Origin of the sequence: Microbacterium sp. LBN7, assembly GCF_045690345.1 — a bacterium.
In the GTDB taxonomy this organism is placed as follows: Bacteria; Actinomycetota; Actinomycetes; order Actinomycetales; family Microbacteriaceae; genus Microbacterium.
Genome location: NZ_CP147856.1, coordinates 201,277 through 225,725, shown reverse-complemented (window position 1 = coordinate 225,725; position 24,449 = coordinate 201,277). Strand labels below are relative to the sequence as shown.

21 protein-coding genes are annotated in these 24,449 nt (G+C 69.7%); 17 read left to right on the top strand and 4 right to left on the bottom strand.

Going from position 1 to position 24,449, the window contains the following annotated elements:
- Positions 1-10 precede the first annotated feature (10 nt).
- The 3 genes from ispG to LBN7_RS01110 are packed head-to-tail and all read left to right on the top strand — an operon-like array spanning position 11 to position 2,417.
- Positions 11-1,141 carry a flavodoxin-dependent (E)-4-hydroxy-3-methylbut-2-enyl-diphosphate synthase gene (gene ispG / locus LBN7_RS01120; protein WP_116635238.1) on the top strand — a complete coding sequence of 377 codons (1,131 nt, stop codon included), beginning with the start codon at positions 11-13 and terminating at the stop codon, positions 1,139-1,141.
- A gap of 23 nt (positions 1,142-1,164) precedes the next feature.
- On the top strand, positions 1,165-1,497 hold the full coding sequence (locus LBN7_RS01115) for a nuclear transport factor 2 family protein (protein WP_407360724.1): 333 nt from the start codon (positions 1,165-1,167) through the stop codon (positions 1,495-1,497).
- A 56-nt stretch (positions 1,498-1,553) separates the two neighbouring features.
- Positions 1,554-2,417 carry a hypothetical protein gene (locus tag LBN7_RS01110; protein ID WP_407360723.1) on the top strand — a complete coding sequence of 288 codons (864 nt, stop codon included), beginning with the start codon at positions 1,554-1,556 and terminating at the stop codon, positions 2,415-2,417.
- A gap of 45 nt (positions 2,418-2,462) precedes the next feature.
- On the opposite strand, the gene LBN7_RS01105 is transcribed toward LBN7_RS01110, so the two are convergent.
- Positions 2,463-3,878 (bottom strand): RNB domain-containing ribonuclease, encoded by a 1,416-nt coding sequence (locus LBN7_RS01105; protein ID WP_407360722.1) that lies wholly within the window; start codon positions 3,876-3,878, stop codon positions 2,463-2,465.
- Positions 3,879-3,949: 71 nt separating this feature from the next.
- On the bottom strand, positions 3,950-5,326 hold the full coding sequence (locus tag LBN7_RS01100) for a DUF222 domain-containing protein (protein WP_407360721.1): 1,377 nt from the start codon (positions 5,324-5,326) through the stop codon (positions 3,950-3,952).
- A 163-nt stretch (positions 5,327-5,489) separates the two neighbouring features.
- Here LBN7_RS01100 and LBN7_RS01095 point away from each other — a divergent pair, with 163 nt between their 5' ends.
- The 3 genes from LBN7_RS01095 to LBN7_RS01085 all read left to right on the top strand — a co-directional run bounded on the left by LBN7_RS01095 (position 5,490) and on the right by LBN7_RS01085 (position 9,186).
- Positions 5,490-6,260 carry an isocitrate lyase/phosphoenolpyruvate mutase family protein gene (locus tag LBN7_RS01095; RefSeq protein ID WP_407360720.1) on the top strand — a complete coding sequence of 257 codons (771 nt, stop codon included), beginning with the start codon at positions 5,490-5,492 and terminating at the stop codon, positions 6,258-6,260.
- Between the two features lie 43 nt (positions 6,261-6,303).
- A complete protein-coding gene (locus LBN7_RS01090) occupies positions 6,304-8,058 on the top strand; it encodes a proline--tRNA ligase (RefSeq protein ID WP_407360719.1) in 1,755 nt (584 codons plus the stop codon).
- An 87-nt stretch (positions 8,059-8,145) separates the two neighbouring features.
- Complete coding sequence (locus LBN7_RS01085; protein ID WP_116635232.1) at positions 8,146-9,186, top strand: TIGR00730 family Rossman fold protein; 1,041 nt, start codon at positions 8,146-8,148, stop codon at positions 9,184-9,186.
- Here the strand turns inward: LBN7_RS01085 and LBN7_RS01080 are convergent.
- The gene (locus LBN7_RS01080; protein WP_407360718.1) at positions 9,155-10,576 is read right to left on the bottom strand and encodes a flavin monoamine oxidase family protein; all 1,422 of its coding nucleotides are present in this window, start codon (positions 10,574-10,576) and stop codon (positions 9,155-9,157) included. The genes LBN7_RS01085 and LBN7_RS01080 overlap by 32 nt on opposite strands.
- Positions 10,577-10,642: 66 nt before the next feature.
- On the opposite strand from LBN7_RS01080, the gene nusA reads away from it, so the two are divergent.
- From nusA to LBN7_RS01055, 5 genes are all read left to right on the top strand, one after another.
- Positions 10,643-11,629: a transcription termination factor NusA gene (nusA, locus tag LBN7_RS01075; RefSeq protein ID WP_116635230.1), complete on the top strand. Its 987-nt coding sequence runs from the start codon at positions 10,643-10,645 to the stop codon at positions 11,627-11,629.
- 59 nt (positions 11,630-11,688) lie between these two features.
- Positions 11,689-11,943, top strand: a complete 255-nt coding sequence (locus tag LBN7_RS01070; protein WP_116635229.1) for a YlxR family protein — start codon at positions 11,689-11,691, stop codon at positions 11,941-11,943.
- A gap of 94 nt (positions 11,944-12,037) precedes the next feature.
- The gene (gene infB, locus LBN7_RS01065; RefSeq protein WP_341945599.1) at positions 12,038-14,776 is read left to right on the top strand and encodes a translation initiation factor IF-2; all 2,739 of its coding nucleotides are present in this window, start codon (positions 12,038-12,040) and stop codon (positions 14,774-14,776) included.
- Positions 14,777-14,889: 113 nt separating this feature from the next.
- On the top strand, positions 14,890-15,315 hold the full coding sequence (gene rbfA, locus LBN7_RS01060; protein WP_116635227.1) for a 30S ribosome-binding factor RbfA: 426 nt from the start codon (positions 14,890-14,892) through the stop codon (positions 15,313-15,315).
- A gap of 240 nt (positions 15,316-15,555) precedes the next feature.
- Entirely contained in the window at positions 15,556-17,628 is a 2,073-nt protein-coding gene (locus LBN7_RS01055; RefSeq protein ID WP_407360717.1) for a LuxR C-terminal-related transcriptional regulator, read from the top strand.
- Positions 17,629-17,644: 16 nt separating this feature from the next.
- Here LBN7_RS01055 and LBN7_RS01050 read toward each other — a convergent pair whose 3' ends face one another.
- Positions 17,645-18,415, bottom strand: coding sequence for an A/G-specific adenine glycosylase (locus LBN7_RS01050; protein ID WP_407360716.1), 771 nt, complete (start codon positions 18,413-18,415; stop codon positions 17,645-17,647).
- 182 nt (positions 18,416-18,597) lie between these two features.
- On the opposite strand from LBN7_RS01050, the gene LBN7_RS01045 reads away from it, so the two are divergent.
- From LBN7_RS01045 to LBN7_RS01020, 6 genes are all read left to right on the top strand, one after another.
- Positions 18,598-19,239, top strand: coding sequence for a hypothetical protein (locus tag LBN7_RS01045; protein WP_407360715.1), 642 nt, complete (start codon positions 18,598-18,600; stop codon positions 19,237-19,239).
- Positions 19,240-19,284: 45 nt separating this feature from the next.
- Positions 19,285-20,178 (top strand): tRNA pseudouridine(55) synthase TruB, encoded by an 894-nt coding sequence (truB, locus tag LBN7_RS01040; RefSeq protein WP_407360714.1) that lies wholly within the window; start codon positions 19,285-19,287, stop codon positions 20,176-20,178.
- Positions 20,175-20,543 carry a hypothetical protein gene (locus LBN7_RS01035; protein WP_407360713.1) on the top strand — a complete coding sequence of 123 codons (369 nt, stop codon included), beginning with the start codon at positions 20,175-20,177 and terminating at the stop codon, positions 20,541-20,543. Before truB ends, LBN7_RS01035 begins: the two co-directional genes overlap by 4 nt.
- Before the next feature lie 57 nt (positions 20,544-20,600).
- Positions 20,601-21,038, top strand: coding sequence for a hypothetical protein (locus tag LBN7_RS01030; protein ID WP_243408889.1), 438 nt, complete (start codon positions 20,601-20,603; stop codon positions 21,036-21,038).
- Positions 21,035-21,988, top strand: a complete 954-nt coding sequence (locus tag LBN7_RS01025; protein WP_407360712.1) for a bifunctional riboflavin kinase/FAD synthetase — start codon at positions 21,035-21,037, stop codon at positions 21,986-21,988. Before LBN7_RS01030 ends, LBN7_RS01025 begins: the two co-directional genes overlap by 4 nt.
- A gap of 210 nt (positions 21,989-22,198) precedes the next feature.
- Positions 22,199-24,364, top strand: coding sequence for a DEAD/DEAH box helicase (locus LBN7_RS01020; RefSeq protein WP_407360711.1), 2,166 nt, complete (start codon positions 22,199-22,201; stop codon positions 24,362-24,364).
- Positions 24,365-24,449 lie beyond the last annotated feature (85 nt).

Below are 24,449 nucleotides of genomic sequence, written 5' to 3'. Positions count from 1 at the left end.
GAATCTTGGGATGCCGAAGGTCCCCGTCGTCCTCGCCCCGCGTCGCAAGTCCCGCCAGATCAAGGTGGGCAAGGTGCTCGTCGGTGGTGACGCACCCGTCAGCGTGCAGTCCATGACGACGACGAAGACGACCGACATCAACGGGACCCTGCAGCAGATCGCCGAGCTCACGGCGTCCGGCTGCGAGATCGTGCGTGTCGCGGTTCCCTCGCAGGACGATGCCGACGTGCTGCACATCATCGCGAAGAAGAGCCAGATCCCGGTGATCGCCGACATCCACTTCCAGCCGAAGTACGTCTTCCAGGCGATCGACGCCGGCTGCGCCGCCGTGCGTGTGAACCCGGGCAACATTCGCAAGTTCGACGATCAAGTGGGCGCGATCGCGAAGGCGGCGAAGGACGCGGGCGTCTCGCTGCGGATCGGCGTCAACGCCGGGTCCCTCGACCCGCGTCTGCTGCAGAAGTACGGCAAGGCGACGCCGGAGGCCCTCGCCGAGAGCGCACGCTGGGAGGCCTCGCTCTTCGAGGAGCACGATTTCCACGACTTCAAGATCTCGGTGAAGCACAACGACCCGGTGATCATGGTCCAGGCCTACCGCCTTCTCGCGCAGATGGGCGACTGGCCGCTGCACCTCGGCGTCACCGAGGCAGGTCCGGCGTTCCAGGGCACGATCAAGAGTGCGACGGCGTTCGGCATCCTGCTCGGCGAGGGCATCGGCGACACCATCCGCGTCTCGCTGTCCGCACCTCCTGCGGAAGAGGTCAAGGTCGGTCACCAGATCCTGCAGTCCCTCAACCTGCGCGAGCGCAAGCTCGAGATCGTGTCGTGCCCGTCGTGCGGACGCGCGCAGGTCGACGTGTACACCCTCGCGGAAGACGTGACCGAGGGGCTCAAAGACATGACCGTCCCGCTGCGTGTCGCCGTGATGGGCTGCGTCGTGAACGGTCCCGGCGAGGCGCGCGAGGCCGACCTCGGTGTCGCCTCCGGCAACGGCAAGGGGCAGATCTTCGTCAAGGGCGAAGTCATCAAGACCGTCCCCGAGGCCGACATCGTCGCCACGCTGATCGAGGAGGCGAACCGGATCGCCGCCGAGATGGGCCCCGAGGCTCCGCTCGGTACGGCCCAGGTCGTCACGGTCTGACGCGAGACCCGAAGGAGACGATGATGTCGCAGAACTCCGTACCCGCTCCCGTGCAGGCGATGGTCGATGCGATCAACGCGGCTGACACCGAGGCTTTCGTGTCGGCGTTCACCGCCGACGGCTTCGTGAGCGACTGGGGAACGGTCAGGGCGGGCCCCGACGGCCTCCGAAGCTGGGCGGGAAGCGATGCGATCGGCGCCGGAGCGCGCATGACCGTGCTGAGCGCCACGACCGAGGGGGAGACGACCCGCATCCGGTTCGGATGGTCCAGTCGCGTGTTCAACGGCGAGTCCGACGGCATCTTCGTGGTGGAGGGCGACAAACTCGCGAGCTTCACCATTCCGCCGGCTCACTGATCATGTCGGCGTCCCCGGACGCCGTCCCGTCACTTCGCACCGACCCCAGGAGTCCCATGTCGTCAACGATCGTGTCCTTCGCCGATGGCTCTGTGATCGGAGACGGTGTGGTCACGCGGGTCGAGGCCGCTCCCGACGGAGTCGTGGTCGTCGTCGACGCGTCGCCGTTCCATCCCGTGGACCACACCTGGCCCGATCAGCCCGGCGATTCCGGAGAGCTGATCGCGGGGGACGAGCGTGCGGCCGTCGTCGAGGCCGTCATGGCGGCGTCGAGCGATGCCGGCGAGTTCGCCGTCGGCAGCGCCATCCCCGTCAAGCGCGGCGCCGAGGGCTGGACATGGCTGGTGGGGCATCGCCTCGCTGCGGATGCGCCCGAGGGGCTCGTCCCCGGTACACCGGTCACCCTGTCCGTGGATGCCTCTCGCCGTGCGGGACTGAGCCGCGGGCACACCGCGTGCCATCTCGCCTCGCTCGCGCTGGACCTCGCCGTCGCCGACCTGTGGCGCAAGGACCCCGGCGCCGACGCGCTCGGCAACCCCGACTTCGAGGGTCGGGCGAACCAGACCAGTCGCATCCACGAGGACGGTGCGCTGGACGAGTACCGGCTCGGGAAGAGTCTGCGTCGTGCCGGGTTCGACACGGAGACCTTCGCAGCCACGCTCGACGCCCGTGCGGCGCGCATCAACGCCCAGCTCGCCGACTGGGTGGCGTCGGGAGCCTCCAGCCGCATCGAGGTCGAGGGGCCGACCATCGTCGATCGCCGGCGCTGGCACTGCGAGCTGCCCGAGGGCGAAGCCGTGATCCTGTGCGGCGGGACGCACGTCGCGTCGCTGTCGGAGTTCGCCTCGATCACGGTGACGCTGGATCTGACCGACCCGCAGCTGCTGGTGATGACGACGACCGCGGTGCCGGCGGGCTGAGCGGCGCTCGTCGCTCCCGCCGTCGGCGAGGCCGGAGGCCCGGGTTCAGATCGCGAACTCGATCTCACCGCGCGGGATGTCGACCCGGACGACCCGCAGCCGGACCACGTCGCCCGGCTGCGCACCGGCGGGAACCGGAGAGGATGCCGTCACGGCGGGCTCCGCGATCTGGATGGATGCCCGTTCGCCGCGGAGCTCGATGACGGTCGCGTCGATCTCGGTGCCGACCAGCGGGGCGAGGAGAGCTGCTTCGACGCTGTTGATGGTCGCCGCGTTCAGCTGGGATGCGCGTCGTCCGGACTCCTGCATCAATCCGGGCAGGTCGTCGAGCGACTCGCGCGCCCACGACGGGATCTCCTGGCCGGTCGAGACCGCGAGGCAGATCGCGAGCACCCAGCGGTCGACGAGGCGCCGCAGCGGAGCGGTCGCGTGCGCATAGGGCGCGGCGATCGCGGCCTGGATCGCGTCCTTCGGGGCCGCTCCGTCGAACGTGACGTAGCCGGCGCCGCGGAAGAGCGATGCGGCGGCCTGCAGCACCGGAAGCGTCAGAGGGTCGGTCCGGTCGAGGGCTCGCAGGTATTCGCCGTAGTCGCCGGTGGTCCACGGGCGGCCGAGGGCCTCGGTCTGGTGTCGGAAGGTCTCGAAGGCGTCGTCATCGGGTCGAGGCATCGTGCGCAGGATGCCGACGCCGGCGTCGATCATGAGCGATGCGGCGGCCATCCCGGTCATCAGTGAGAGCTGTGCGTTCCACTCCTCGACGGGCAGCGGGCTGGCACGCTCGATGCCATAGGTGCCGTCGGCAGCGCGCACGACCTCCTCGTCGGGGAGATTGAGACTCGCGCCGCCGCGGACGCGTTCCTGCTCGATGCGCAGTGCGCCGATCTCGGGAAGCAGAGTCGCGGGTCCTTCCTCCCCGCGGTCGAGGGAGGCCTGCGTCGTCACGTAGTCGAGCTGTGCGCGGGAGCGGATGAGCGCCCGCTCGAGTCGGAACGTGGTGACGGCGCCGTCGCTGTCGAGCGAGAACGTCCACACCAGGGCGGGCCGGTCGACGTCGGCGAGGAGAGAGGCGCGGTCTTCGCTGAGAACTGGCGGATGCAGAGGGATTCGTCCGTCCGCTGCATACAGGGTCTGCCCGCGGCGGCGTGCCTCGACATCGACCGCACCCCGAGGTGTCACGAAACCGGGGACGTCGGCGATCGCGTAGCGGACGGTGTACCCGGCGCCGTCGCGCTCCAGGTGGAACGCCTGGTCGAGATCGCGGGATCCCGCCGGGTCGAGGGTCACGAACGGAACCTCCCGCAGGTCGAGTTCGGGATCCGTCGGATCGGCAGCTGCGGCTTCGGCGAGGACGTCGGCCGGGAACTCGATCGGGGCGTCGACGGATTCCCGCAACGCGGCCAGCGCCGAGGCGAGCTCGGTCTGCGCGGCGGACGGGGCGACGTGAGATCGGCGCTGAGGCATGTCTCCACACTAGGTCGAGCCGCTGCAGAGCGGCGTCGGCAGAGCACAGGGTGTCGGAAGGGCGCGGGGTGTCAGAACGGCGGGCTCGAATCGTCGTCGGTGAAGGTGATCGTGTGCGGGGGCGGCGGCTTGTCGATGTAGGTGCGGCGGGTGGGGCTGGTCCAGGCGTAGGTGCCGTCGCCGAGGGGTTCGACGTGCCACGGGGTCTGGTGCTTGAGGACGTGGTGTCGTCTGCAGAGGTGGCCGAGGTTCTCCACCGTGGTCGCACCGCCGTGGGCGGCGTCGTGGTGGTGGTCGATGTCGCAGTCCGATGGTGGGTACCCGCAGGTGGGGAATCGGCAACGCTGGTCCCGGGCCCGGAGGTGTCGTTTCAGCTCCGCACTGGGTCGGTAGCGGTCGACAGTGAGGAGCGCCCCGGTGATGGGGTCGGTGAGGATGCGATCCCACCCGGATGCCGCCCCCGCGAGGCGTCTCGCGGTGTCGGGGTCGATCGGGGTGCACCCGTTCAGTTCCGCGGGGATCGCACCCCGCCCCATGAGGGTCGTGACCGGGACCGTGACCGACACGCTTGCCGTGATCGCTCCGAGGAGGCCGCCGGGGGTGTCGTGGCCTGCCGGGGCTCCGGTGAGGAGGAGGTCGAGGGCGATGTCGGCCCGGGTCTGTCCCAGAGTGCGCGGGTCTTTGGCGACCGTGTCACCGGGCTTCTTGTTGGCGGCCGGACCGAACGCACTCTCCCGCGCGTCGGCGGCAGCATCCGCCCGGGTCGGGCCCGCCTGTTCCTGCACCGCCGGTTCCTGTACCGTCTGTTCGTGCATGGTCTTTCCCATGGCGGTGATCCGGTCGAATGCTCCATGCACCAGCGCGGCGGGCCCGCACATGCCGAGTTCCGCCATCCCGTCAGCGAGGTCTTTCACCCACACGCCCCGCTTCTTCCGCGCATCCTTGTGCCGGTCGCCGATCGGGCGGGACTGGTACCGTTCCGCGACCCGCCGCGCCCGCCGCGCGACCCGGTTCGCGGACTCCGTCTCCGCGAACCCGATCATCTCCGCCGAATACGCCTCCCGGTCCGCAGGATCGTCCAGGTGCTCGCCGGCGTCGCAGATCACCCGGGCATGTGCGGCACTGATCCGCCCCGACCCCAGTGCCCGCCACACCGACGGGAAACGCTCCACCAGGAACGACGCGTCCGTCATCCGCCGCTGCACCGTCCGGTCCGACACGCGCAGCGCGGCCGCGAACTCCGCCGCGACCGTCCGCAACGCCAGCTCCGCCTCGTCCCGTGACGCGGCCTGCTGGGCGATGTCGACCGCCAACCGGGACCCGACCGCAAGAAACCCGTCCCGGACGGCCTGCATGCTGCTGATCGTGCGCTCGACCTCGACGAGCATTTCGGTGACCGCACCCAGTGCGTTCACCTGCTCGATCGTCGCGTCCGCCAGTGCTGTCATACCCCTAGTGAAACAGGAGCCACCGACATTGAAACCCCCAGATCACGCCCACAAACCGATACACCAGCATCCTGTCCCAACACAACGGAACACCTCTGAGGAGCCCCGCGATTGTTCCGCCCGCACCGCCCCCGATGTCGACCACCCGCGTTAGCGTGGAGTCATGACCACTGCAGCCAAGGCCCAGACCCTTGTCGGACTCTATGACGCTCCGGAGATCCTCCGCGTCGTGAACGTGTGGGATGTCGTCGGCGCCCGTGCCGTCGCCGCCCTTCCTGAGACGAAGGCGATCGCCACCGCCGGACACGGCATCGCCGCCTCTTTCGGCTACGACGACGGCGCGACTCCGCGCGACCTCATGATCGACATGGTCGGGCGCATCGCGGCATCCGTCGAAGTGCCTGTCACCGCCGATCTCGACGACGGCTACGGAGACGCGGGGGAGACCACCCGCCTCGCGATCGGTGTCGGCATCGTCGGTGCGAACGTCGAAGACCGGCTCAAGCCGTTCGACGAGTCGGTCGCCGCCGTCGAGGCGATCGTGAAGGCCGCCGAGGCCGAGGGCATCCCGTTCGCCCTCAACGCGCGCACCGACGCCTTCGTCCGCGCGGGTCACCGCCCGGTCCCGGAGAGCATCGCCGACGCGATCCAGCGGGGCCGCGCCTACCTCGACGCGGGTGCGACCGCGGTCTTCGTGCCGGGCCTTCTCGACGCCAACGTCACCCGTCAGCTCGTCGAGGGCATCGGCGAACGCAAGGTCAGCGTGATCGGCGTCCCCGGCGCTCTCGCCGCCTCGGACTACGAGAAGCTCGGCGTCGCACGCATCTCCTACGGCCCGCTGCCGCAGCGCGTGGCGCTGACGGCCCTGCAGGAACTCGCCGCCAGCCTGTACGGCGGGGGAGTCGTCCCCTCCGGTCTGCCCGCGCTCAACTGACCTCGTCGCAGAGACGGGTGACCTGGCTCACTAGACTTGAGCCGTGGTCACTCGTCTCTCGAAATTCTTCCTCCGTACGCTTCGCGAAGACCCTGCCGGTGCAGAGGTCGCGAGCCACAAGCTGCTGATCCGGGCGGGATACATCCGTCCGCAGGCCGCCGGCATCTTCGCGTGGCTGCCACTGGGTCTGCGCGTCAAGGCGAAGATCGAGACCGTCGTGCGCGAGGAGATGGCCGAGGCCGGTGCGCAGGAGGTGCACTTCCCGGCGCTGATGCCGCGCGAGGCGTATGAGGCGACCGGTCGCTGGGAGGAGTACGGCGATCTGCTGTTCCGTCTCCAGGACCGCAAGGGCGGCGACTACCTCCTCGCGCCCACACACGAGGAGGCCTTCACGCTGCTCGTGAAGGACCTGTACTCGTCGTACAAGGATCTCCCGCTGACGATCTACCAGATCCAGGACAAGTACCGCGACGAGGCGCGCCCGCGCGCAGGTCTGCTCCGCGGTCGCGAGTTCACGATGAAGGACGCCTACTCCTTCGACGCCTCGGATGAGGGCCTTGACGCCAGCTACCAGTCGCAGCGCGACGCGTATGAGCGCATCTTCCAGCGTCTCGGGCTCGAGTACGTCATCGTGCAGGCGGATGCCGGCGCCATGGGCGGCTCGCGCAGCGAGGAGTTCCTGCACCCGACGCCCGTCGGTGAGGACACCTTCGTCCGCAGCGCCGGCGGTTACGCGGCGAACGTCGAGGCATTCACGACGGCTGTTCCCGACGCGATCGCGTTCGACGCCGATGCGGCGCCGGTCATCTTCGATTCGCCGGACACCCCGACCATCGAGACGCTCGTCGCGCACACCAATGCACACCTGGACGGCGAGTACACCGCTGCGGACACGCTCAAGAACGTCGTCCTCTCGCTGACGCACCTCGACGGCACCCGCGAACTCGTCATCGTCGGCATCCCCGGCGACCGCGAGGTCGACGAGAAGCGCGCCGAAGTGGCCTTCGCCCCCGCCGAGGTGGCGACGGCCACGGCCGACGACTTCGAGAACAACCCGCTGCTCGTGAAGGGCTACATCGGCCCCTGGTCGCCGACCGGTGCGGTGCTCGGCGAGGAGTCGGCCACCGGCATCCGCTATCTGGTCGACCCGCGCGTCAGCGAGGGCACCAGCTGGATCACCGGCGCGAACATCGACCAGAAGCACGCGCACTCGGTCGTCGCCGGGCGGGACTTCTTCGCAGACGGCATCGTGGAGATCGCGAACGTCCGCGCAGGAGACCCCGCACCTGATGGCTCCGGTCCCGTCGAGCTCGCGCGCGGAATGGAGATCGGGCACGTCTTCCAGCTGGGCCGCAAGTACGCCGAGGCGCTGGGGCTCAAGGTCCTCAACGAGAACGGCAAGCTCGTCACCGTCACCATGGGTTCCTACGGCATCGGCGTGACCCGCATCCTCGCGATCATCGCCGAGCTCAACAACGACGACAAGGGCCTGATCTGGCCGGCATCCGTCGCGCCGTTCGACGTGCAGGTCGTGGCCGCGGGTCGCGACCAGGTCACCTTCGACGTCGCTGAAGAGCTCTCGGCGCAGCTGGAGAGCGTCGGACTCGACGTGCTGTACGACGATCGACCCAAGGTCTCGCCCGGCGTGAAGTTCGGCGATGCGGAACTCGTCGGCGTGCCGAAGATCGTCATCGTCGGCCGTGGCGCCGCCGATGGGCAGGTCGAGCTCTGGGACCGGAGCACAGGGGAGCGCGACGCGATCTCCGTCGGCGACGTCGTGGAGCGCCTGACCTGCTGAGTGTCTGCCCGAACGCCGCGCCCGCTCTCCCGCGGAGCGCGGCGTTGCGGGACGCATCACCTCCTTCCCACATGCGACGCTGGGATCATGACGGACGAACCGCTGGCGGAGACCCTGACCGCCGAGATCGACGCGCTCCTCGACGACGCGGGAGTTCATGACGAACGCAGGCTCGTGACGCGGATGATCCGCACGGCGATCGGTCTCGGTGAGGACGATGCGGGCCGACTGGACCTGAAGATCGCCTCCGCAGCCCTCGCCGAGATGCGCGATGCGTTCCGGCTGTTCGCGCCCTTCCACGGCGTGCCGAAGGTCACGGTCTTCGGATCCGCGCGCACGCGACAGGACGACCCGCTCTACCTGCAGGCTCGCGACATCGCAGCGGCCCTCGCGACCGACGGCTGGATGGTCGTGACCGGAGCGGGTCCAGGGATCATGCAGGCCGCGGCGGAGGGGGCAGGCCCCGAACTCTCGCTCGGCGTCTCGATCCGGCTTCCCTTCGAGGAGAAGGCGAACAGCCTCGTCACGGGTCAGGGTCAGGTCGTCGCGATGAAGTACTTCTTCACGCGCAAGCTGATGCTGGTCAAGGAATCCTCCGGGTTCATCTGCCTGCCCGGAGGTTTCGGGACGCTCGACGAGATGTTCGAGCTCCTCACGCTCCAGCAGACCGGCAAGGCGGAGCCGACGCCCATCGTGCTCCTCGATCAGCCCGGCGGCACGTTCTGGCAGGGCCTGCAGCGCTACATCGACGACACCCTCGAGCCGATGGGCGTCATCTCACCCGGCGACTTCGACCGGGTCGTCGTCACCGACTCCGCGGACAAGGCGCGCGCCGAGATCGCCGGCTTCTGGCGGAACTACGATTCGCTCCGCTGGATCGGCGACTCGCTCGTCCTGCGTCTGCGGAACGAGCCGACGGATGCCGAGATCGAGTCGCTGAACGAGCAGTTCGCGCTGATGCTCTCGTCCGGGCGGATCGAACGAGCGGCGCCCCGGCGGGCCGAGGTCGCCGACGACGACGTGCTGCACCTGCCGCGACTGATCCTGCACCTGGACCAGCGTCAGGTCGGGAACCTGTTCCGGCTCATCCGGGCGATCAACGATCTTCCGTCTGCTCGCGCGCAGTGATGCCCGCGGCGAAGGCGTCGAGATCCACCGACCGGCCGAGGATGCGCTCCGCAGCCCGGTGCCCCGAGTAGTACGCCGCTCCGACGGTCGCGGGCTCATCGCCCCAGGTCGCCTCGCCGGCGAAGTGCAGCACGTCGTCCACCGGACCGGCGAGCTCGTCGTGATCGTGATGCGAGGAGCCGAGGGCGAGGTGGGAGTATGAGCCGACGGAGAAGCGGTCCTCACCCCAGTGCGTGATCCAGTGCGCCGCGGGCTCTCCGACCGCATCGCCGTAGAGGACCCGCAGCGCACGGACCACGTCCGCCACGACCTCGTCGTCCGGGAGCTCCTGCATGTGCCGACCGAACGGCCCCGCGGCGAACGTGAGCAGGGTCGGGATGCCGCTCACCGCCGAGACGTCGTACCAGGAGTGCCAGTGCTCACCGGCTTCTCCGAGCGCGCGGATGACGTAGCTCTCCTCGTTCCAGAACCGCTCGGGGAACTGGAGGAAGATCTTGTTGAAGACGCCCATGCCCAGCCGGTCGATGGGGCCGGCGACGGCATCGGGAAGCGCGGGCTCGAAGACGAGGGAGCCGCTCTTGAGCACCCCGAGCGGCACGGTCACGACCGCGCGATCAGCGGTGAACTCGGCATCGCTGGTGCGGACGACGACTCCGGCCGCCGACCGCGCGACGTGCGTGACGACGTGGTCGAGGCGGATGTCGAGTCCCGCGGCGATGCGGTGCGGCAGCTCGTCGTAGCCGCGCGGGAAGATCACCTCGTCGCCGTCGATCGCGTCCTCGTCGAGGCCATGAGCGTCGAGGTCGCCGATCCACGCGCCGCACTGCTCCTCGACGCGGTGGCGGAAGAACTCGCGGATCTCGTCGATGCGCTCGGGTGCGAGCCCGGAGCGGTCGAGTGCGCGCTCGGTGACGTCCAGATACGTGTCGCCGGGCGAGGACGCCGCGATCTCCTCGACGAGGAGACGGTCCGCCTCGTCGACATCCGCGATCCATCGTGCGGTGGCATCGGCATCCATCGGTCTGCCGTCGCCGTCGAAGTTCTCGATCGGGCGCCCGCCGACCTGGAAGCTGCCCACCGTGTACTCCAGCGTCGGCACATCGAGGGCCTGAGCGAGTCGCCAGAGCGCCGAGCCGTCGATCCCGTGGATCCATGACGCCCCGAGGTCGACGGGGAACCCGGCCTGCCGGTCCGAGCTCATCCGTCCGCCGATGCGGTCGCGCCCCTCGAGCACCACGACGCGCTGGCCGGCGTCCGTCAGCATCCGCGCAGCCGCGACGCCCGACATCCCGGCGCCGATCACGATGGTGTCGAACGAGTTCACGTGGTCCTCCTGCGGCGTCTTCGCCGCGGCGGCGCGGCTGCCGCCGTGGCAACAGGCGGTGGGCACAGGGTATCGTGGTACGGATGTCGCGCGTGCGATCAGGCGCGACGAGAGCTGAATAGGGAGGCCGTCATGGACATCGAACTGAGTCTGCTGCGAGGCATCGAGAAGGAGAAGGCGATCCCCTTCGAGGAGCTCGTCTCGATCATCGAGCAGGCGATCCTGACCGCGTACTCCAAGCACGTCGCCGCTGACGGTGCCACGCCCGAGGGCGTCCGCGTCGAGCTCGACCGCAAGTCCGGCCACGTCGCCGTGCTGCAGGTCGTCAAGGACGAAGAGGGCGCCATCATCGGCGAGGAGGACGCGACGCCCGACGACTTCGGCCGCATCGCCGCGTTCGCCGCCAAGCAGGTCATCAGCCAGCGCCTCCGCGACATCGCGGACGACGTCGTGCTGGGCGACTTCAAGGACAAGGAAGGCGACATCGTCGCCGGCGTCATCCAGCAGGGACCGAACCCGCGGATGATCCACGTCGATCTCGGCTCCGTCGAGGCCATCCTGCCCCCCGAGGAGCAGGTTCCGGGCGAGGAGTACACCCACGGATCCCGCCTGCGCGTCTACGTGACCAGCGTCGCGAAGGGGCTGAAGGGTCCGCAGATCACGGTGTCGCGCACCCACCCCGGCCTCGTACGCAAGCTCTTCGCACTGGAGGTGCCCGAGATCGCGGCCGGTCTCGTGGAGATCGTCTCGCTCGCCCGCGAGGCCGGGCACCGGACCAAGATCGCGGTGAAGGCCAACGATCCGTCGATCAATGCGAAGGGTGCCTGCATCGGCGAGATGGGGCGCCGCGTCCGCGCGGTGACCGAGGAGCTCGCGGGGGAGAAGATCGACATCGTCGATCACGACCCGGACCTGGCGACCTTCGTGGCGCACGCCCTGTCGCCGGCCAAGGTGACGAGCGCCTTCGTGCTCGACGCCGGCACCAAGGCCGTGCGCGCCCTGGTGCCCGACTACCAGCTGTCGCTCGCGATCGGCAAGGAGGGGCAGAACGCCCGACTGGCCGCCAAGCTCACCGGAGCCAAGATCGACATCCAGCCCGACAGCGTCCTCGACGACTGACCGGATCTCGTCCCGACTCGCACCACGCGGGGAGAGGGTCGAGGGAACGCAGGTGTAAGATGGAACCCGTACGAACGTGCGTCGGCTGTCGCACGCGTGCTCCCCGCTCCTCTCTTCTCAGAGTGGTGTCCCAGAACAACGTGCTCGTCATCGACGAGCGTGCCGTTCTGCCGGGGAGAGGCGCGTGGCTGCATCCGACACAGGAATGCATGGATGCCGCTCTGCGGCGTCGCGCATTCGGACGAGCACTGCGCGTGTCCACTCAGCTGGACACGCGGACCTTCGAACAGCACCCACCAAGAAACAAAGGCTGAACAGCTATGGAAACAAAGTGAACGGCTCGAAATGAGACCCGTCCGCGACTAGTGGTCTGCCCTGTCTGGGTGGACCGACTCAGACAGGAGAATTGTGGCTGGTAAACCACGCGTACATGAGATCGCCGCCGAACTCGGCGTCGACAGCAAGGTCGCTCTTGCAAAGCTCAAGGAACTCGGCGAGTTCGTGAAGAGCCCGTCCTCGACCATCGAACCGCCGGTGGCGCGCAAGCTGCGTGCGGCGATCGAGGCCGACGGCTCGCTCAAGGCCGGTGCGGATGCCGCGCCTGCGGCCAAGCCCGCAGCGAAGCCCGCCGCCAAGCAGGCTCCGACCCCGGGCCCCAAGCCCGGCCCGAAGCCCGCCCCCGAGGCTCCCGCTCCGGCGGCCCCCGCTCCGGAAGCACCTGCTCCCGCCGCGGAGACCCCCGCTCCGGCAGCCGAGCCGGCACCGGCGAAGTCCGATGACGGCGGCGCCCCGAAGCCCGGTGCCCCGCGCCCCGGCAACAACCCGTTCTCCTCTTCGCAGGGGATGGGCCAGCGTCCGGCGGGTCCGCGTCCGGGCAACAACCCCTTCGCTTCCGCGCAGGGCATGGGCCAGCGCCCGAGCCCGACGCCCGGAAACATCCCGCGCCCGCAGGCGCCTCGCCCCGGCGCTCCGCGTCCGGGCGCCCCGCGCCCCGGTTCCCCGCGTCCCGGTGGCGCAGGTCGCCCCGGTGGTGGCGGTCGTCCCGGCGGCGCACCGTTCCAGCAGCGTCCCGGCGGCCCCGGTCGTCCCGGCGGCGCCGGTGGACCCGGTGGTGCAGGCGGCCCCGGTGCACGCCCCGGTGGCGGTTTCGCCGGTCGTCCCGGTGGTGGCGGCGGCCGTGGCCGCGGTCCCGGTGGTGGTACCGCCGGTGCCTTCGGCAAGGGCGGCGGCAAGAGCAAGCAGCGCAAGTCGCGGCGGGCGAAGCGGCAGGAATTCGAGATGCGGAGCGCCCCGGTCGTCGGTGGCGTCAACGTCACCCGTGGCAACGGGGAGATCATCCGCATGCGTCGCGGCGCATCCATCGCGGACTTCGCCGACAAGATCGAGACGCTGACCGGCTACACCGTGCAGCCGGGAACCCTCGTCACCATCCTCTTCAACCTCGGCGAGATGGCCACGGCCACCGAGTCGCTGGACGAGGCGACCTTCGAGGTCCTGGGTGCTGAGCTCGGCTACAAGATCCAGATGGTCTCGCCCGAGGACGAGGACAAGGAGCTCCTCGAGGGCTTCGGTCTCAACCTCGAGCAGGAGCTGGAGGAGGAGAGCGAGGACGACCTCGAGATCCGTCCGCCGGTCGTCACCGTCATGGGTCACGTCGACCACGGTAAGACGCGCCTTCTCGACGCGATCCGCCAGACCAACGTCATCGAGGGTGAGGCCGGAGGCATCACCCAGCACATCGGTGCCTACCAGGTGTGGACGGAGCACGAGGGCATCGAGCGTGCCATCACGTTCATCGACACCCCCGGTCACGAGGCGTTCACCGCCATGCGTGCCCGCGGTGCGCAGGTCACGGACCTCGCGATCCTCGTGGTCGCGGCCGACGACGGCATCATGCCGCAGACGGTGGAGGCCCTGAACCACGCCCAGGCGGCGAACGTGCCGATCGTGGTCGCCGTGAACAAGGTCGACAAGCCCGACGCCAACCCGTCCAAGGTGCGCCAGCAGCTCACCGAGTACGGTCTGGTCGCGGAGGAGTTCGGTGGCGACGTCATGTTCGTCGACGTCTCGGCGCGAGCCAACACCGGCATCCAGGACCTCCTGGATGCGGTGCTGCTCACCGCCGACGCCGGTCTCGACCTGACGGCCAACCCGAACAAGGCCGCTCGCGGTGTCGCCATCGAGGCGAAGCTCGACAAGGGTCGCGGTTCGGTCGCCACGGTGCTCATCCAGTCCGGAACGCTCCGGGTCGGCGACGCGATCGTCGCGGGTACGGCCTACGGACGCGTGCGTGCGATGGCCGACGAGAACGGCGAGCAGGTCCTCGAGGCCTACCCGTCGCGTCCCGTGCAGGTGCAGGGTCTGAACTCCGTGCCGCGCGCCGGCGACGTGTTCATCGTCACCGACGAGGACCGCATGGCCCGTCAGATCGCTGAGAAGCGTGAAGCGGTCGAGCGCAACGCTCAGCTGGCCAAGGCCCGCAAGCGCATCTCGCTCGAGGACTTCACCCGTGCACTCGAAGAGGGCAAGGTCGAGTCGCTCAACCTCATCATCAAGGGCGACGTGTCGGGTGCTGTCGAGGCGCTCGAGGAGTCGCTCCTCAAGATCGAAGTCGACGACTCGGTGCAGCTGCGCATCATCCACCGCGGAGTCGGTGCGATCACCGAGTCCGACGTGAACCTCGCGACGATCGACAACGCGATCATCGTGGGCTTCAACGTGCGTCCCGACACGAAGGCGCGTGAGCGCGCTCAGCGCGAGGGCGTCGACATCCGGTTCTACTCGGTGATCTACAACGCCATCGATGAGATCGAGAGCTCGCTCAAGGGCATGCTCAAGCCGGAGTTCGAAGAGGTCCAGTCGGGCGTCGCCGAGATCCGCGAGGTCTTCCGCTCGTCGAAGTTCGGCAACATCGCCGGTGTCATCGTGCGGTCGGGAACGATCACGCGAAACGCCAAGGCACGTGTCATCCGCGACGGTGTCGTGGTGGCCGATGGCCTCGCCATCGAGTCGCTGCGCCGCTTCAAGGACGACGTCACCGAGGTTCGCACGGACTACGAGGCCGGTATCGGTCTCGGCAAGTTCAACGACATCCAGATCGGTGACGAGATCGAGACGACCGAGCTCGTCGAGAAGCCTCGCGGCTGATCAAACCACCGCGGTCGTTGAGCGAGGAGCGAAGCGACGAGACGAAACGTCTTCTACAGGGCGTTTCGTCTCGCTTCGCTCGCTCGACGACCGCCAGGTCTTAGGAGAGAACAATGGCTGGTGAACGACAGGCTCGTCTGGCGGACCGGATCCGCGTGATCCTCGCCGAGCGGCTGGAGAAGGGGCTGCGCGACCCGCGCCTCGGCTTCGTCACCCTCACCGACGTCCGCGTCAGCGGCGACCTCCAGCATGCCTCCGTGTTCTACACGGTGCTGGGCACGGAGGAGGAGCGCATCGCCAGCGGCGCAGCGCTCACCTCGGCCACGGGCATGCTGCGCAGCGAGGTCGGACGACAGCTCAGCACGCGGCTCGTGCCGACGCTCGAGTTCATCCCCGACGCGCTCCCGGAGAACGCCGACCACATCGGCGCTCTCCTGCGTGAGGCGCAGGAGCGCGATGCAGAGGTCGCGAAGCTCGCCTCCTCGGCATCGCACGCCGGCGACGCCGACCCCTATCGCACCGAGGACGAGCAGGACTGACCTCGTCCGGCTGCAGGTCTGCTCCGGTAGGGACGTCGACCGATATACAACGTCGGTGAGACGCTCCGCCGGAGACTCCCCGTTGCTAGCCTCGCCTCTGCGGGATCGCGTCCCGCCGAGCTGAGGGGGATCGGCATCGAGGGTTCGAACGCGCAGAAGGGCCTCCCGGCCACGCCGGAGGTCATCGAGGCGCTTCTCGACGATCTGCTCTCCCGCGGGTGGGGATGCGCGCCCCACGTCGTGTCTCGACTGGCCGTCGAGCTGCAGGGCGACGTGCCGGCCATCCGTGAGGTCGTGGAGCGCCTGCTGCCGGCGCAGCGGGCGGGGCTGCGCCCGCTGCCGACGCCGCTTCCGGTCGTCCCGGCGATCGCCGCCCGCTTTCACGACCTCCTCCTCCCGGCGCGAGATCGCGACCTCCTCCTCGCGCTCTCCGTCACGCTCGACGACCGACTCGATCCGCTGTTGACGTTCGACGGTCGGTCCGCGCTCGAGATCTCGGCGGCTCCGGTCGCTCGGCACCTGATCGTCCGGGCAGGGAGAGTGCGGTTCACGGACACGCGTCTGGCGATCTGGGTCCAGGCGAGGACGGACGCCGCCGTCGTCGGCGCCGTGCACGATCGGCTCAGCCGGGTCTTCCGGAATCGGGGTGATGCGGTGAGTGCGGATTGGCACCGGGCGCGGGCCTCGCTCGAGCAGGACCCGCGCGCCGCTGCCGAACTCACCCGGATCGCCCGGGAGCTGTCGGAAGCCGGCCATCCGGAGCGTGCTCTGCTCCTCGCGCGGGAGGCGACGAAGCATGCGGAGGGCGCCGACCGGGATGAGGCGCGGCTCGTCGCCGGCGCGGCCTCAGTGGGCGCGGGGTTCACGGTGGAAGCCGCGGAGTGGCTGGGGAGCCTGTTCCCCGACGGCACCGAGCGCTACCGGCTGCAGGGGCTCGCGGGATTGATCACCGCCCGCACGCATCTTCAGGGTGCTGTGCCGGACGTGGACCCGAGCTCCCTCCGCCCCCGCACGGACGACACCGGCGATTGGTATTCGTGGACCCGTGCAGCGGCCCTCGCCGCCGTGCTCTGCGCGGAGCGCGGCGATCGCCCGGGAATGCGCCGATGGCTGGATGCTCTGCGTGTCGGATCTGCACGCGTCGGCGCTGAGCGTGAGCTCCGCGATCCGGTGATCGCCCTGAGCTGGCTTCTCGTCGGAGACCGCGACCTCGACGAGATCACCGGAACCGGGCCGCTCAGCGGACGGATGCTCAGCGCAATGCGCGCGGCCGTCGACGGGGATGTCGACCTCGGACTGCGGACTCTGGCAGCGGACGCGATCATGGATGGGCAACCGGACCCCCTCGTGGCCGGCTTCGAGTTCAGCCCGGTGGTCCGGGCCTATCGGTCGGTCGTCGAGGTGCTGCTGCTCGTGTGGCGCGGCGACATCGGTCGTGCTCGCGAACGGATCCTGCTCGCCGCGCGTGAGCTCCCGATCGCGATGCCGTTCGCCGGCCTGGGGGTCGTGCTCGCACGCCGATTGGATCTCGCGGTGCGCGGCGAGATCGGTCCGGTCTCCCGTTGCCTCACGGCCGCGCTCCCGCCGGCGACGAGGATCGACGTCCTGGTCGACAGGGCGATCGCGTCGTTCCTCGCCGGTGCGTTCGACGATGCCGCCGCGTCGATGCGGCTCTGGCTCGACCTGGGGGCACCGCAGACGACCCTCTCGGTGCCCGGTCTCGACGAGGTCGCCGCGACCGCGGAGACCGGTTCGGATGCTCCGAGCATCGTCGCGCCGCCGGAGGTCTTCCTCGCGCACGAACTCCGGATCAGGATCGCGACCACGACCGACGCGCGCTGGCGGTCCGAGCGCGACGAGGTGCACGCCGCCGCCCGGACCCTGCGTTCGCCCTTCGCGAGAGCGCGCGTCGAGACCATGCTCGGCGTCCAGTGCGCCATCCGCGATGACGTCGTCGCCGCGCGAGGTCATCTGCGGATCGCCCGGCATCTCTTCGAACTCGCCGGGGCGGCCGCCTGGGCGCGGGCCGTCAGGGATCGGCTCGATCGCCTGGAGCCGCACGGGGCCGAGGCGGATGTCCCCACGGACCCTCTGTCGTCGTGCCGACACGTCTGGTCGCAGCTGCTGACCGCACGCGAGGTGGAGGTGGCGATGCTCGCTGTGGGCGGCGCGGGGAACAAGGACATCGCCGCGGCCCTGAGCGTCTCCGTCCGGACGGTCGAGGTGCATCTGGGGCGCGTCTTCGCCAAGCTCGACGTGCGTCGGCGGGTGGAGCTCACGGCGCTCGCGCACCGCACCAATCGGCACGTCTGAGCCGCGAGGCGGTCTGTCAGCGCGGCAGGGAGATCGATTCTCCGTCCGCCTCCGCGAGCCCGTCGGCGATCAGGGAGTCGATCGCCCGATCGCGCTGTCGCGTATCCGGCCAGTCGTGCAGGACCGTGTGCAGCGGCACCGGAGCGGGCGCGGCATCGCGCAGCAGCCGCAGGACCGCGCCACGTGCCTGCCGGTCCGAACCCTCGTACGCCGCCTGGCGTCGGCGGGTGTCGCCGGTGTCGGGTCGTCCCGCGGCGAGCCAGGCGCAGGTGCCGGAGAGAGGACAGACCTCGCAGCGCGGGGATCGCGCCGTGCACACCGTCGCGCCCAGCTCCATCGCGCCGGCGTTGAAGGCCGCGGCGTCGACGTCGTCCGAGGGCAGGAGCGACTCCATCAGCGTCAGGTCTCGGCGGGAGGGCGGCGCGGGCTGCGCGCGACCCTCCACCGCCCTGGCGAGCACGCGGCGCGTGTTGGTGTCCACGACGGGATGGCGGTCTCCGTATGCGAAGACGGCGACCGCCCTGGCTGTGTAGTCGCCGATGCCGGAGAGTGCGAGGAGCGCGTCGACGTCGCGCGGGACGACGCCGCCGTGGCGCGCCGTCACCTCGACGGCGGCGCGATGCAGCCACAGTGCGCGGCGCGGGTACCCGAGGTTGGCCCACTGCTGCACGACGTCCGCCGCGGAGGCCTCGGCCATCGCCGGAGGCGTGGGCCAGCGCGCCAGCCACGCCTCGAGGTGCGGGATCACGCGGGCGACCGGAGTCTGCTGCAGCATGAACTCGCTCACCAGCACGCCCCATGCGCCGAACTTTTCATGAAACGCCGCGCGGCGCCAGGGGAGATCACGGGCACCGAGTCGATACCATCGGAGCACCGGCCGGACGATCTCCTCGAGAGGGTGTGAGGGGGTCGCGGGCACGACGACAGCCTAGGCGAGCGCGACGCGTGCTCGAGAACCGGAGAGCGGCGATGCGGACGAACGACATGCGACGGGTCTTCTCCGCGGTCGCGGCGGCCGCCGTCCTCGGCTTCCTGGCCGGATGCGCGCCTTCGACCGCGGAGGAGCCTTCGGCCGGACCCACCGCCTCGACGGAGCCGACGCCGACGCCGACCGAGATTCCCGAGGCCGATCCCGCCGACCCTGCGACCTGGGTCATCAGCGAGGCGGGGATCGGGCCCGCGGAGCTGGGCGGCGACTTCGCCGCCGTGCTCGGAATGCTCCCTGACACCTGGAAGAACGACGACGTCTGCTCCTGGACGGCGTGGTGGACAGCGGCGGACTCGTCCTACGGTGCGTACTTCGTGCGCGGCACCGAATCCGACACGGCGCCCGTCAGCGAGGTGTCGGTGTACTCGGCCGCGGAGGACCTCGGCAGCGTCCAGGGTCCTCGGACCGCGGAGGGACTGGGCGTCGGCGCGTCGACCGCGGAGGTGCTCACGGAATACCCGGACGCGGAGCAGGGATCGGATGAGATCGGGAGCGGCACATGGATGCGCCTTCCCGGTGATGCCGACGGGCACGTCTTCTTCCAGTTCCGAGACGGCGAGGACCAGGCGAGCAGCGTGACGGTCACGTCGCGGGACGCGCCCTCGTACGAGGTGTGCGGCTGATCGTCGGGTGACGGCGGCACGCGGCCCGCATCGTAGGCTGGGGGGATGGTCTCGCCCGGCATCCTCCTCGTCGACAAGCCCGCAGGGCTGACCAGTCACGACGTCGTCGCCCGCACGCGCCGCGCGTTCGGTACGCGGAAGGTGGGGCACGCCGGCACACTCGATCCGATGGCCACCGGACTGCTGGTGATCGGCATCGAGGGCGCGACGCGTCTGCTCACCTACGTCGTCGGCGCAGACAAGACCTACGAGGCGACGATCCGTCTGGGGCAGACGACCGGCACCGACGACGCCGACGGCGAGATCGTCGGGGTGGCCGATCCGGAGGCATGGGATGCCGTGACCGAGACCGCCATCCACGCCGGCGTCGCGGCGCTGACCGGGGAGATCTCGCAGGTCCCCAGCGCCGTGTCGGCGATCAAGGTCGACGGACGCCGCGCCTACGACCGTGTGCGCGCGGGGGAGGACGTCGTGCTCGCCGCACGCGATGTCACCGTCTCGCGGTTCGACGTGCTCTCAAGACGTCAGGGGGACGGCGTCCTCGACCTCGACGTGGTCGTCGACTGCTCGTCCGGCACCTACATCCGCGCGCTCGCGCGCGACCTCGGCGCGGCGCTCGGCGTGGGCGGTCACCTCACGTCGCTGCGCCGCACACGGGTGGGTCCGTTCGCGGTGACGGATGCCGTCGTGCTCGACGACCTCGCCGATGCGACGACGCTGACGCCCGCCCAGGCCGCCGCGCGCATCCTCCAGCCTCTGGCGGTATCGACGGACGAGGCGCGCGACCTCCGGCACGGCAAGAGGCTCGCCGATCAGGCCGCGCGCCTCGACGGCGCTCTCGCCGCCGCGATCGACGAGGACGGCACGCTGGTGGGCATCGTCGAACGACGGGGCGCCGATCTGAAGAGCGCCATGAACATGCCGGAGGTCGCGCGATGATCCTGTGGCTGACCGTCGTCCAGATCGTCGTGGCCGTCGCCGCCGGCGCCTTCTGCATCGTCGCCGGACTCGCCGGACGCCGACCGAGCGACATCAGCGTCGGTGCCCTCGCGCTCGTGGAGCTGCTCCTGGTGGTGCAGGTGATCGCGGCGATCGTCGCGCCGTTGGCCGGCAATCCGCCCACCGGCGACCTGCTCGAGTACTGGGTGTACCTGGTCTCGGCGGTGCTGCTGCCGGTCGGTGCGGTGCTGTGGGCGCTGATGGAGCGCAGCAGGTGGAGCACCGTGATCCTCGGTGTGGCCGCCCTGGCCATCGCGATCATGCTCTGGCGCATGCAGGTCATCTGGACCGTGCAGATCGCATGACGCCGGAAGCGCCGGCGGAGTCCCGCATGCCCGCGCGGCTCTAAGATGGAATGCGCTATGAGCACCACCACCCCCTCCACTCGGATGACCGGAATCGGTCGCGTCCTCGTGATCGTCTACGCCGTCATGGCGCTGGCTGCCACGGGGCGCAGCTTCGTGCAGATCGTCCGGCGTTTCGACGAGGCGCCGCTCGCGTACTCGCTGTCCGCGCTCGCTGCGGTGGTCTACATCCTCGCCACCCTCGCCCTCATCCTCGCGCGCCGTCGAGGGTGGTACACGGTCGCCTGGATCGCCATCGTGTTCGAGCTCACCGGGGTGCTCGTCGTCGGACTGCTCAGCATCCTCCTTCCCGCTCTGTTCCAGCACGAGACCGTGTGGTCGCTCTTCGGGCGCGGATACCTGTTCATCCCGCTGGTGCTGCCGGTGTTCGGCATCTGGTGGCTCCGCACGCACCAGCCGTCCGCCGCGGATCGTCCGATCGAGGTCACCGCGTGATCGTGTTCCGCAGTCCCGCCGAAGTGCCCGACGACTTCGGCCCCAGCGCGGTGGCGATCGGCAAGTTCGACGGCGTCCACGCCGGCCACCGAGCGGTCATCCGCCGCCTGAACGAGGCGGCAGCCGCGTCGGGCAGCCGCGCGGTCGCCGTGACCTTCGACCGGAACCCCCTCGCCGTCCTCCGCCCCGACCGGTGCCCGGAGAACGTCGTGACGGTCGACCGCAAGCTCGAGCTCCTCGGGGAGCTCGGTCTCGACGCGACGCTCGTGCTCACCTTCGACGAGGAGCTCGCGGCGCGCAGCGCCGAGGACTTCGTCGTCGACATCCTCGTCGGCGCGCTGAAGGTCTCCACGGTCCTCGTGGGGCGGGACTTCCGGTTCGGTCGTGGGGGAGCGGGCACGCCTGCGCTGCTCCGGGAACTCGGGCCGGCGCATGGCTTCTCCGTCGAGGTCGTCGACGACGTGTATCTGCCGGGGTCGTCCCGGCGTGTCTCGTCGACGTGGATCCGCGAACTGCTGATCGACGGCGATGTCACGGAGGCTGCGCGTGTGCTCGGGCGTCATCCCGACGTGCGCGGCGAAGTCGTCCACGGGCTCAAGCGCGGTCGGGAGCTCGGCTTCCCCACCGCGAACCTCTCGACGATCGTCGACGCGTTCGTCCCCGCTGACGGGGTCTACGCCGGATGGCTCATCGACCATGACACCGGCATCCGTCATCCGTCGGCCATCTCGGTCGGGACCAACCCGACCTTCGACGACGTGCTCGAGCGCCAGGTCGAAGCGCACGTGCTCGACGAGACGAGCCTCGATCTCTACGGTCACGACGTCACCGTCGAGTTCGTCGAGCGGCTGCGCGGCATGGTCGCGTACGAGGGCATCGACAAGCTCTCGGCCCAGATCGCCGTCGACGTCGCGGACGCGCGACGGGTGCTGGCCGGGGCTGTCCGCTGAGCTCGTGACGTGCTCCGGTGACGAAATCCTCCGTCGCCGGGGTCGGATGGCATAGACTGGTGACCGGTTCGAACCGATCCTCACGCGCATCGCGTGCATCGGCGGGAACCGGAACTACTGTTCGTACGGTCCTGGCTCACGCCACACGCGGACATCGAGAACGGCTCACGGCTTCATGAGGATGCCGGGGCCTTCACGCTCAGGAGGAGCATGCCGACCACGGCAACCGCCGCCACGCGGCGCAAGAAGACGTCCCGTCGAGACGACGAGGCCCCGCTCATCCCGATCCTCGCGCGCAAGGTGCGCGAGATCGAGGCGAAGTCGCAGCGAGGGAAGCTCGGCCCGACCAACCGCGTCAAGTTCCAGGTGATCGCGTTCCTGGTGCGCGAGGAGCGCGCCAGGGTGAAGGCGGATGCCGAGATCGGCGACCCCGCCCGCGCGGAGCTGCTCAAGCGGCTCGACGGCGTCGCGACCATCCTCGCGAAGACCGCCGCGCGCGACACCTCGCTGATCCAGCTCCTCGAAGCCGACCAGGCGACATCGCCGGTCGCCAAGCGGATGCGTCGAGACTGGCTGCTCGAGTCCGGAGCCGAGCTGGCACCGGAGGAGCTCATCATCGCGGACGCGGCTCCCGTGCAGATCTCCTCGGTGCCCGCCGCGATCGCCGAGCGCCAGGTCACGCCTCCGTCGGTCGAGTCCCGACAGCTGGCGAACCCCTTCCTCGCGCCGGACCTGACCCCGCGCAGCACCTCGACTCCGCGTCGTCGCCTCGACGGGTGGGAGCTGATGGGCCCGCTCTACAAGGCGTTCGAGACCGGAGCGGGCGGGTCCGCTGCCACGATGGAGCTGCCCCCTGCGCCCGAGTACGACCACCTCTCGCCCAAGGGCCTCGAGGTGATGGTGCACCAGTCCCGCTTCCTCGAAGCCGTGCGCGCCGGCCACCGCAGCTTCCTGCTGGCCGACGAGCCGGGACTCGGCAAGACGGCGCAGTCGCTGCTCGCCGCCTCCGTCGCCGGCGCCTATCCGCTGCTCGCGGTCGTCCCGAACGTCGTGAAGATGAACTGGGCCCGCGAGGTCGAGCGGTGGACGCCCCAGCGCCGTGCCACGGTCATCCAGGGTGACGGCCAGGACATCGACGCCTTCGCGGACGTCTTCATCGTCAACTACGAGATCCTCGACCGCCACCTCTCGTGGCTCGGCTCGATCGGTCTGCGCGGCATGGTCGTCGACGAGGCGCACTTCATCAAGAACCTCTCGTCGCAGCGGTCGCAGAACGTGCTCTCGCTCGCGACGCGGATGCGCGAGCGCACGCCCGGCGGCGACCCGCTCATGCTCGCTCTCACCGGAACCCCGCTGATCAACGACGTCGAGGACTTCGACGCGATCTGGCGGTTCCTCGGCTGGACCACGGGCGAGAAGCCCGGACCCGAGCTGATGGAGAAGCTCGACGCGACCGGGTTCACCCCCGCGGACAAGGCGTTCTATCCCGAGGCGCGCGACGCCGTGATCTCCATGGGGATCGTCCGCCGCAAGAAGAAGGACGTCGCGGCCGACCTCCCCGACAAGCTGATCGCCGATCTGCCCGTGCAGCTCGACGACGAGTTCGGGCGCAGCATCCGTCAGGCCGAGCGCGAGCTGGGGGAGCGGCTCGCCGCTCGCTACCGCCGCATCATCGAGGCCCGTTCCTCCTCTGCTGGATCCCTGAACTCGTCGAAGGGGGCCCCGGGCGAGATCGACGAGGACATCGTGCGCCTCGTCGCGCAGAACGAGCTCGAGGAGTCGAAGGCGGCCGGAACCGGGGGAGACAACGTCTTCACGATGGTTCGCCGCATCGGTCAGGCCAAGGCGCAGCTCGCCGCCGACTACGCAGCCCAGCTGCAGCGCTCGGTCGGCAAGGTCGTGTTCTTCGCGAAGCACGTCGACGTGATGGATCAGGCAGAGGCGCACTTCGCCGCCGCGGGGATCCGGTCGGTGTCGATCCGTGGAGATCAGACGTCGACGGCGCGTCAGCAGGCGATCGACGACTTCAACAGCGATCCCGACGTCGGCATCGCCGTCTGCTCCCTCACCGCCGCAGGCGTCGGGCTCAACATGCAGGCCGCGTCGAACGTCGTGCTGGCCGAGCTGTCGTGGACGGCCGCCGAGCAGACCCAGGCGATCGACCGCGTGCACCGCATCGGACAGGACGAGCCGGTCACCGCGTGGCGGATCATCGCCGCGCACACGATCGACACGAAGATCGCCGAGCTCATCGACCAGAAGCAGGGGCTCGCGGCGCGCGCCCTCGACGGCGAGGCGATCGACGACGTGGCGGCGGAACCGGTGCAGCTGGCGGCCCTCATGCACCTGCTGCGGCAGGCGCTGGGCGCGGCATAGGCGTCAAGAACCCGGTTTCTTAACGGCGATTTCGGGTCCGAAACCGGATGTGTCGTGAAGTTCTGCGACGGCCGGTCTCGACGTC

Bases quoted from the DNA above. Each gene is read 5' to 3' on its own strand.
- ispG (WP_116635238.1), top strand. From the start codon at position 11: ATGCCGAAGGTCCCCGTCGTCCTCGCCCCGCGTCGCAAGTCCCGCCAG.
- LBN7_RS01115 (WP_407360724.1), top strand. From the start codon at position 1,165: ATGTCGCAGAACTCCGTACCCGCTCCCGTGCAGGCGATGGTCGATGCG.
- LBN7_RS01110 (WP_407360723.1), top strand. From the start codon at position 1,554: ATGTCGTCAACGATCGTGTCCTTCGCCGATGGCTCTGTGATCGGAGAC.
- LBN7_RS01105 (WP_407360722.1), bottom strand. From the start codon at position 3,878: ATGCCTCAGCGCCGATCTCACGTCGCCCCGTCCGCCGCGCAGACCGAG.
- LBN7_RS01100 (WP_407360721.1), bottom strand. From the start codon at position 5,326: ATGACAGCACTGGCGGACGCGACGATCGAGCAGGTGAACGCACTGGGT.
- LBN7_RS01095 (WP_407360720.1), top strand. From the start codon at position 5,490: ATGACCACTGCAGCCAAGGCCCAGACCCTTGTCGGACTCTATGACGCT.
- LBN7_RS01085 (WP_116635232.1), top strand. From the start codon at position 8,146: ATGACGGACGAACCGCTGGCGGAGACCCTGACCGCCGAGATCGACGCG.
- nusA (WP_116635230.1), top strand. From the start codon at position 10,643: ATGGACATCGAACTGAGTCTGCTGCGAGGCATCGAGAAGGAGAAGGCG.
- LBN7_RS01070 (WP_116635229.1), top strand. From the start codon at position 11,689: ATGGAACCCGTACGAACGTGCGTCGGCTGTCGCACGCGTGCTCCCCGC.
- rbfA (WP_116635227.1), top strand. From the start codon at position 14,890: ATGGCTGGTGAACGACAGGCTCGTCTGGCGGACCGGATCCGCGTGATC.
- LBN7_RS01045 (WP_407360715.1), top strand. From the start codon at position 18,598: ATGCGGACGAACGACATGCGACGGGTCTTCTCCGCGGTCGCGGCGGCC.
- truB (WP_407360714.1), top strand. From the start codon at position 19,285: ATGGTCTCGCCCGGCATCCTCCTCGTCGACAAGCCCGCAGGGCTGACC.
- LBN7_RS01035 (WP_407360713.1), top strand. From the start codon at position 20,175: ATGATCCTGTGGCTGACCGTCGTCCAGATCGTCGTGGCCGTCGCCGCC.
- LBN7_RS01030 (WP_243408889.1), top strand. From the start codon at position 20,601: ATGAGCACCACCACCCCCTCCACTCGGATGACCGGAATCGGTCGCGTC.
- LBN7_RS01020 (WP_407360711.1), top strand. From the start codon at position 22,199: ATGCCGACCACGGCAACCGCCGCCACGCGGCGCAAGAAGACGTCCCGT.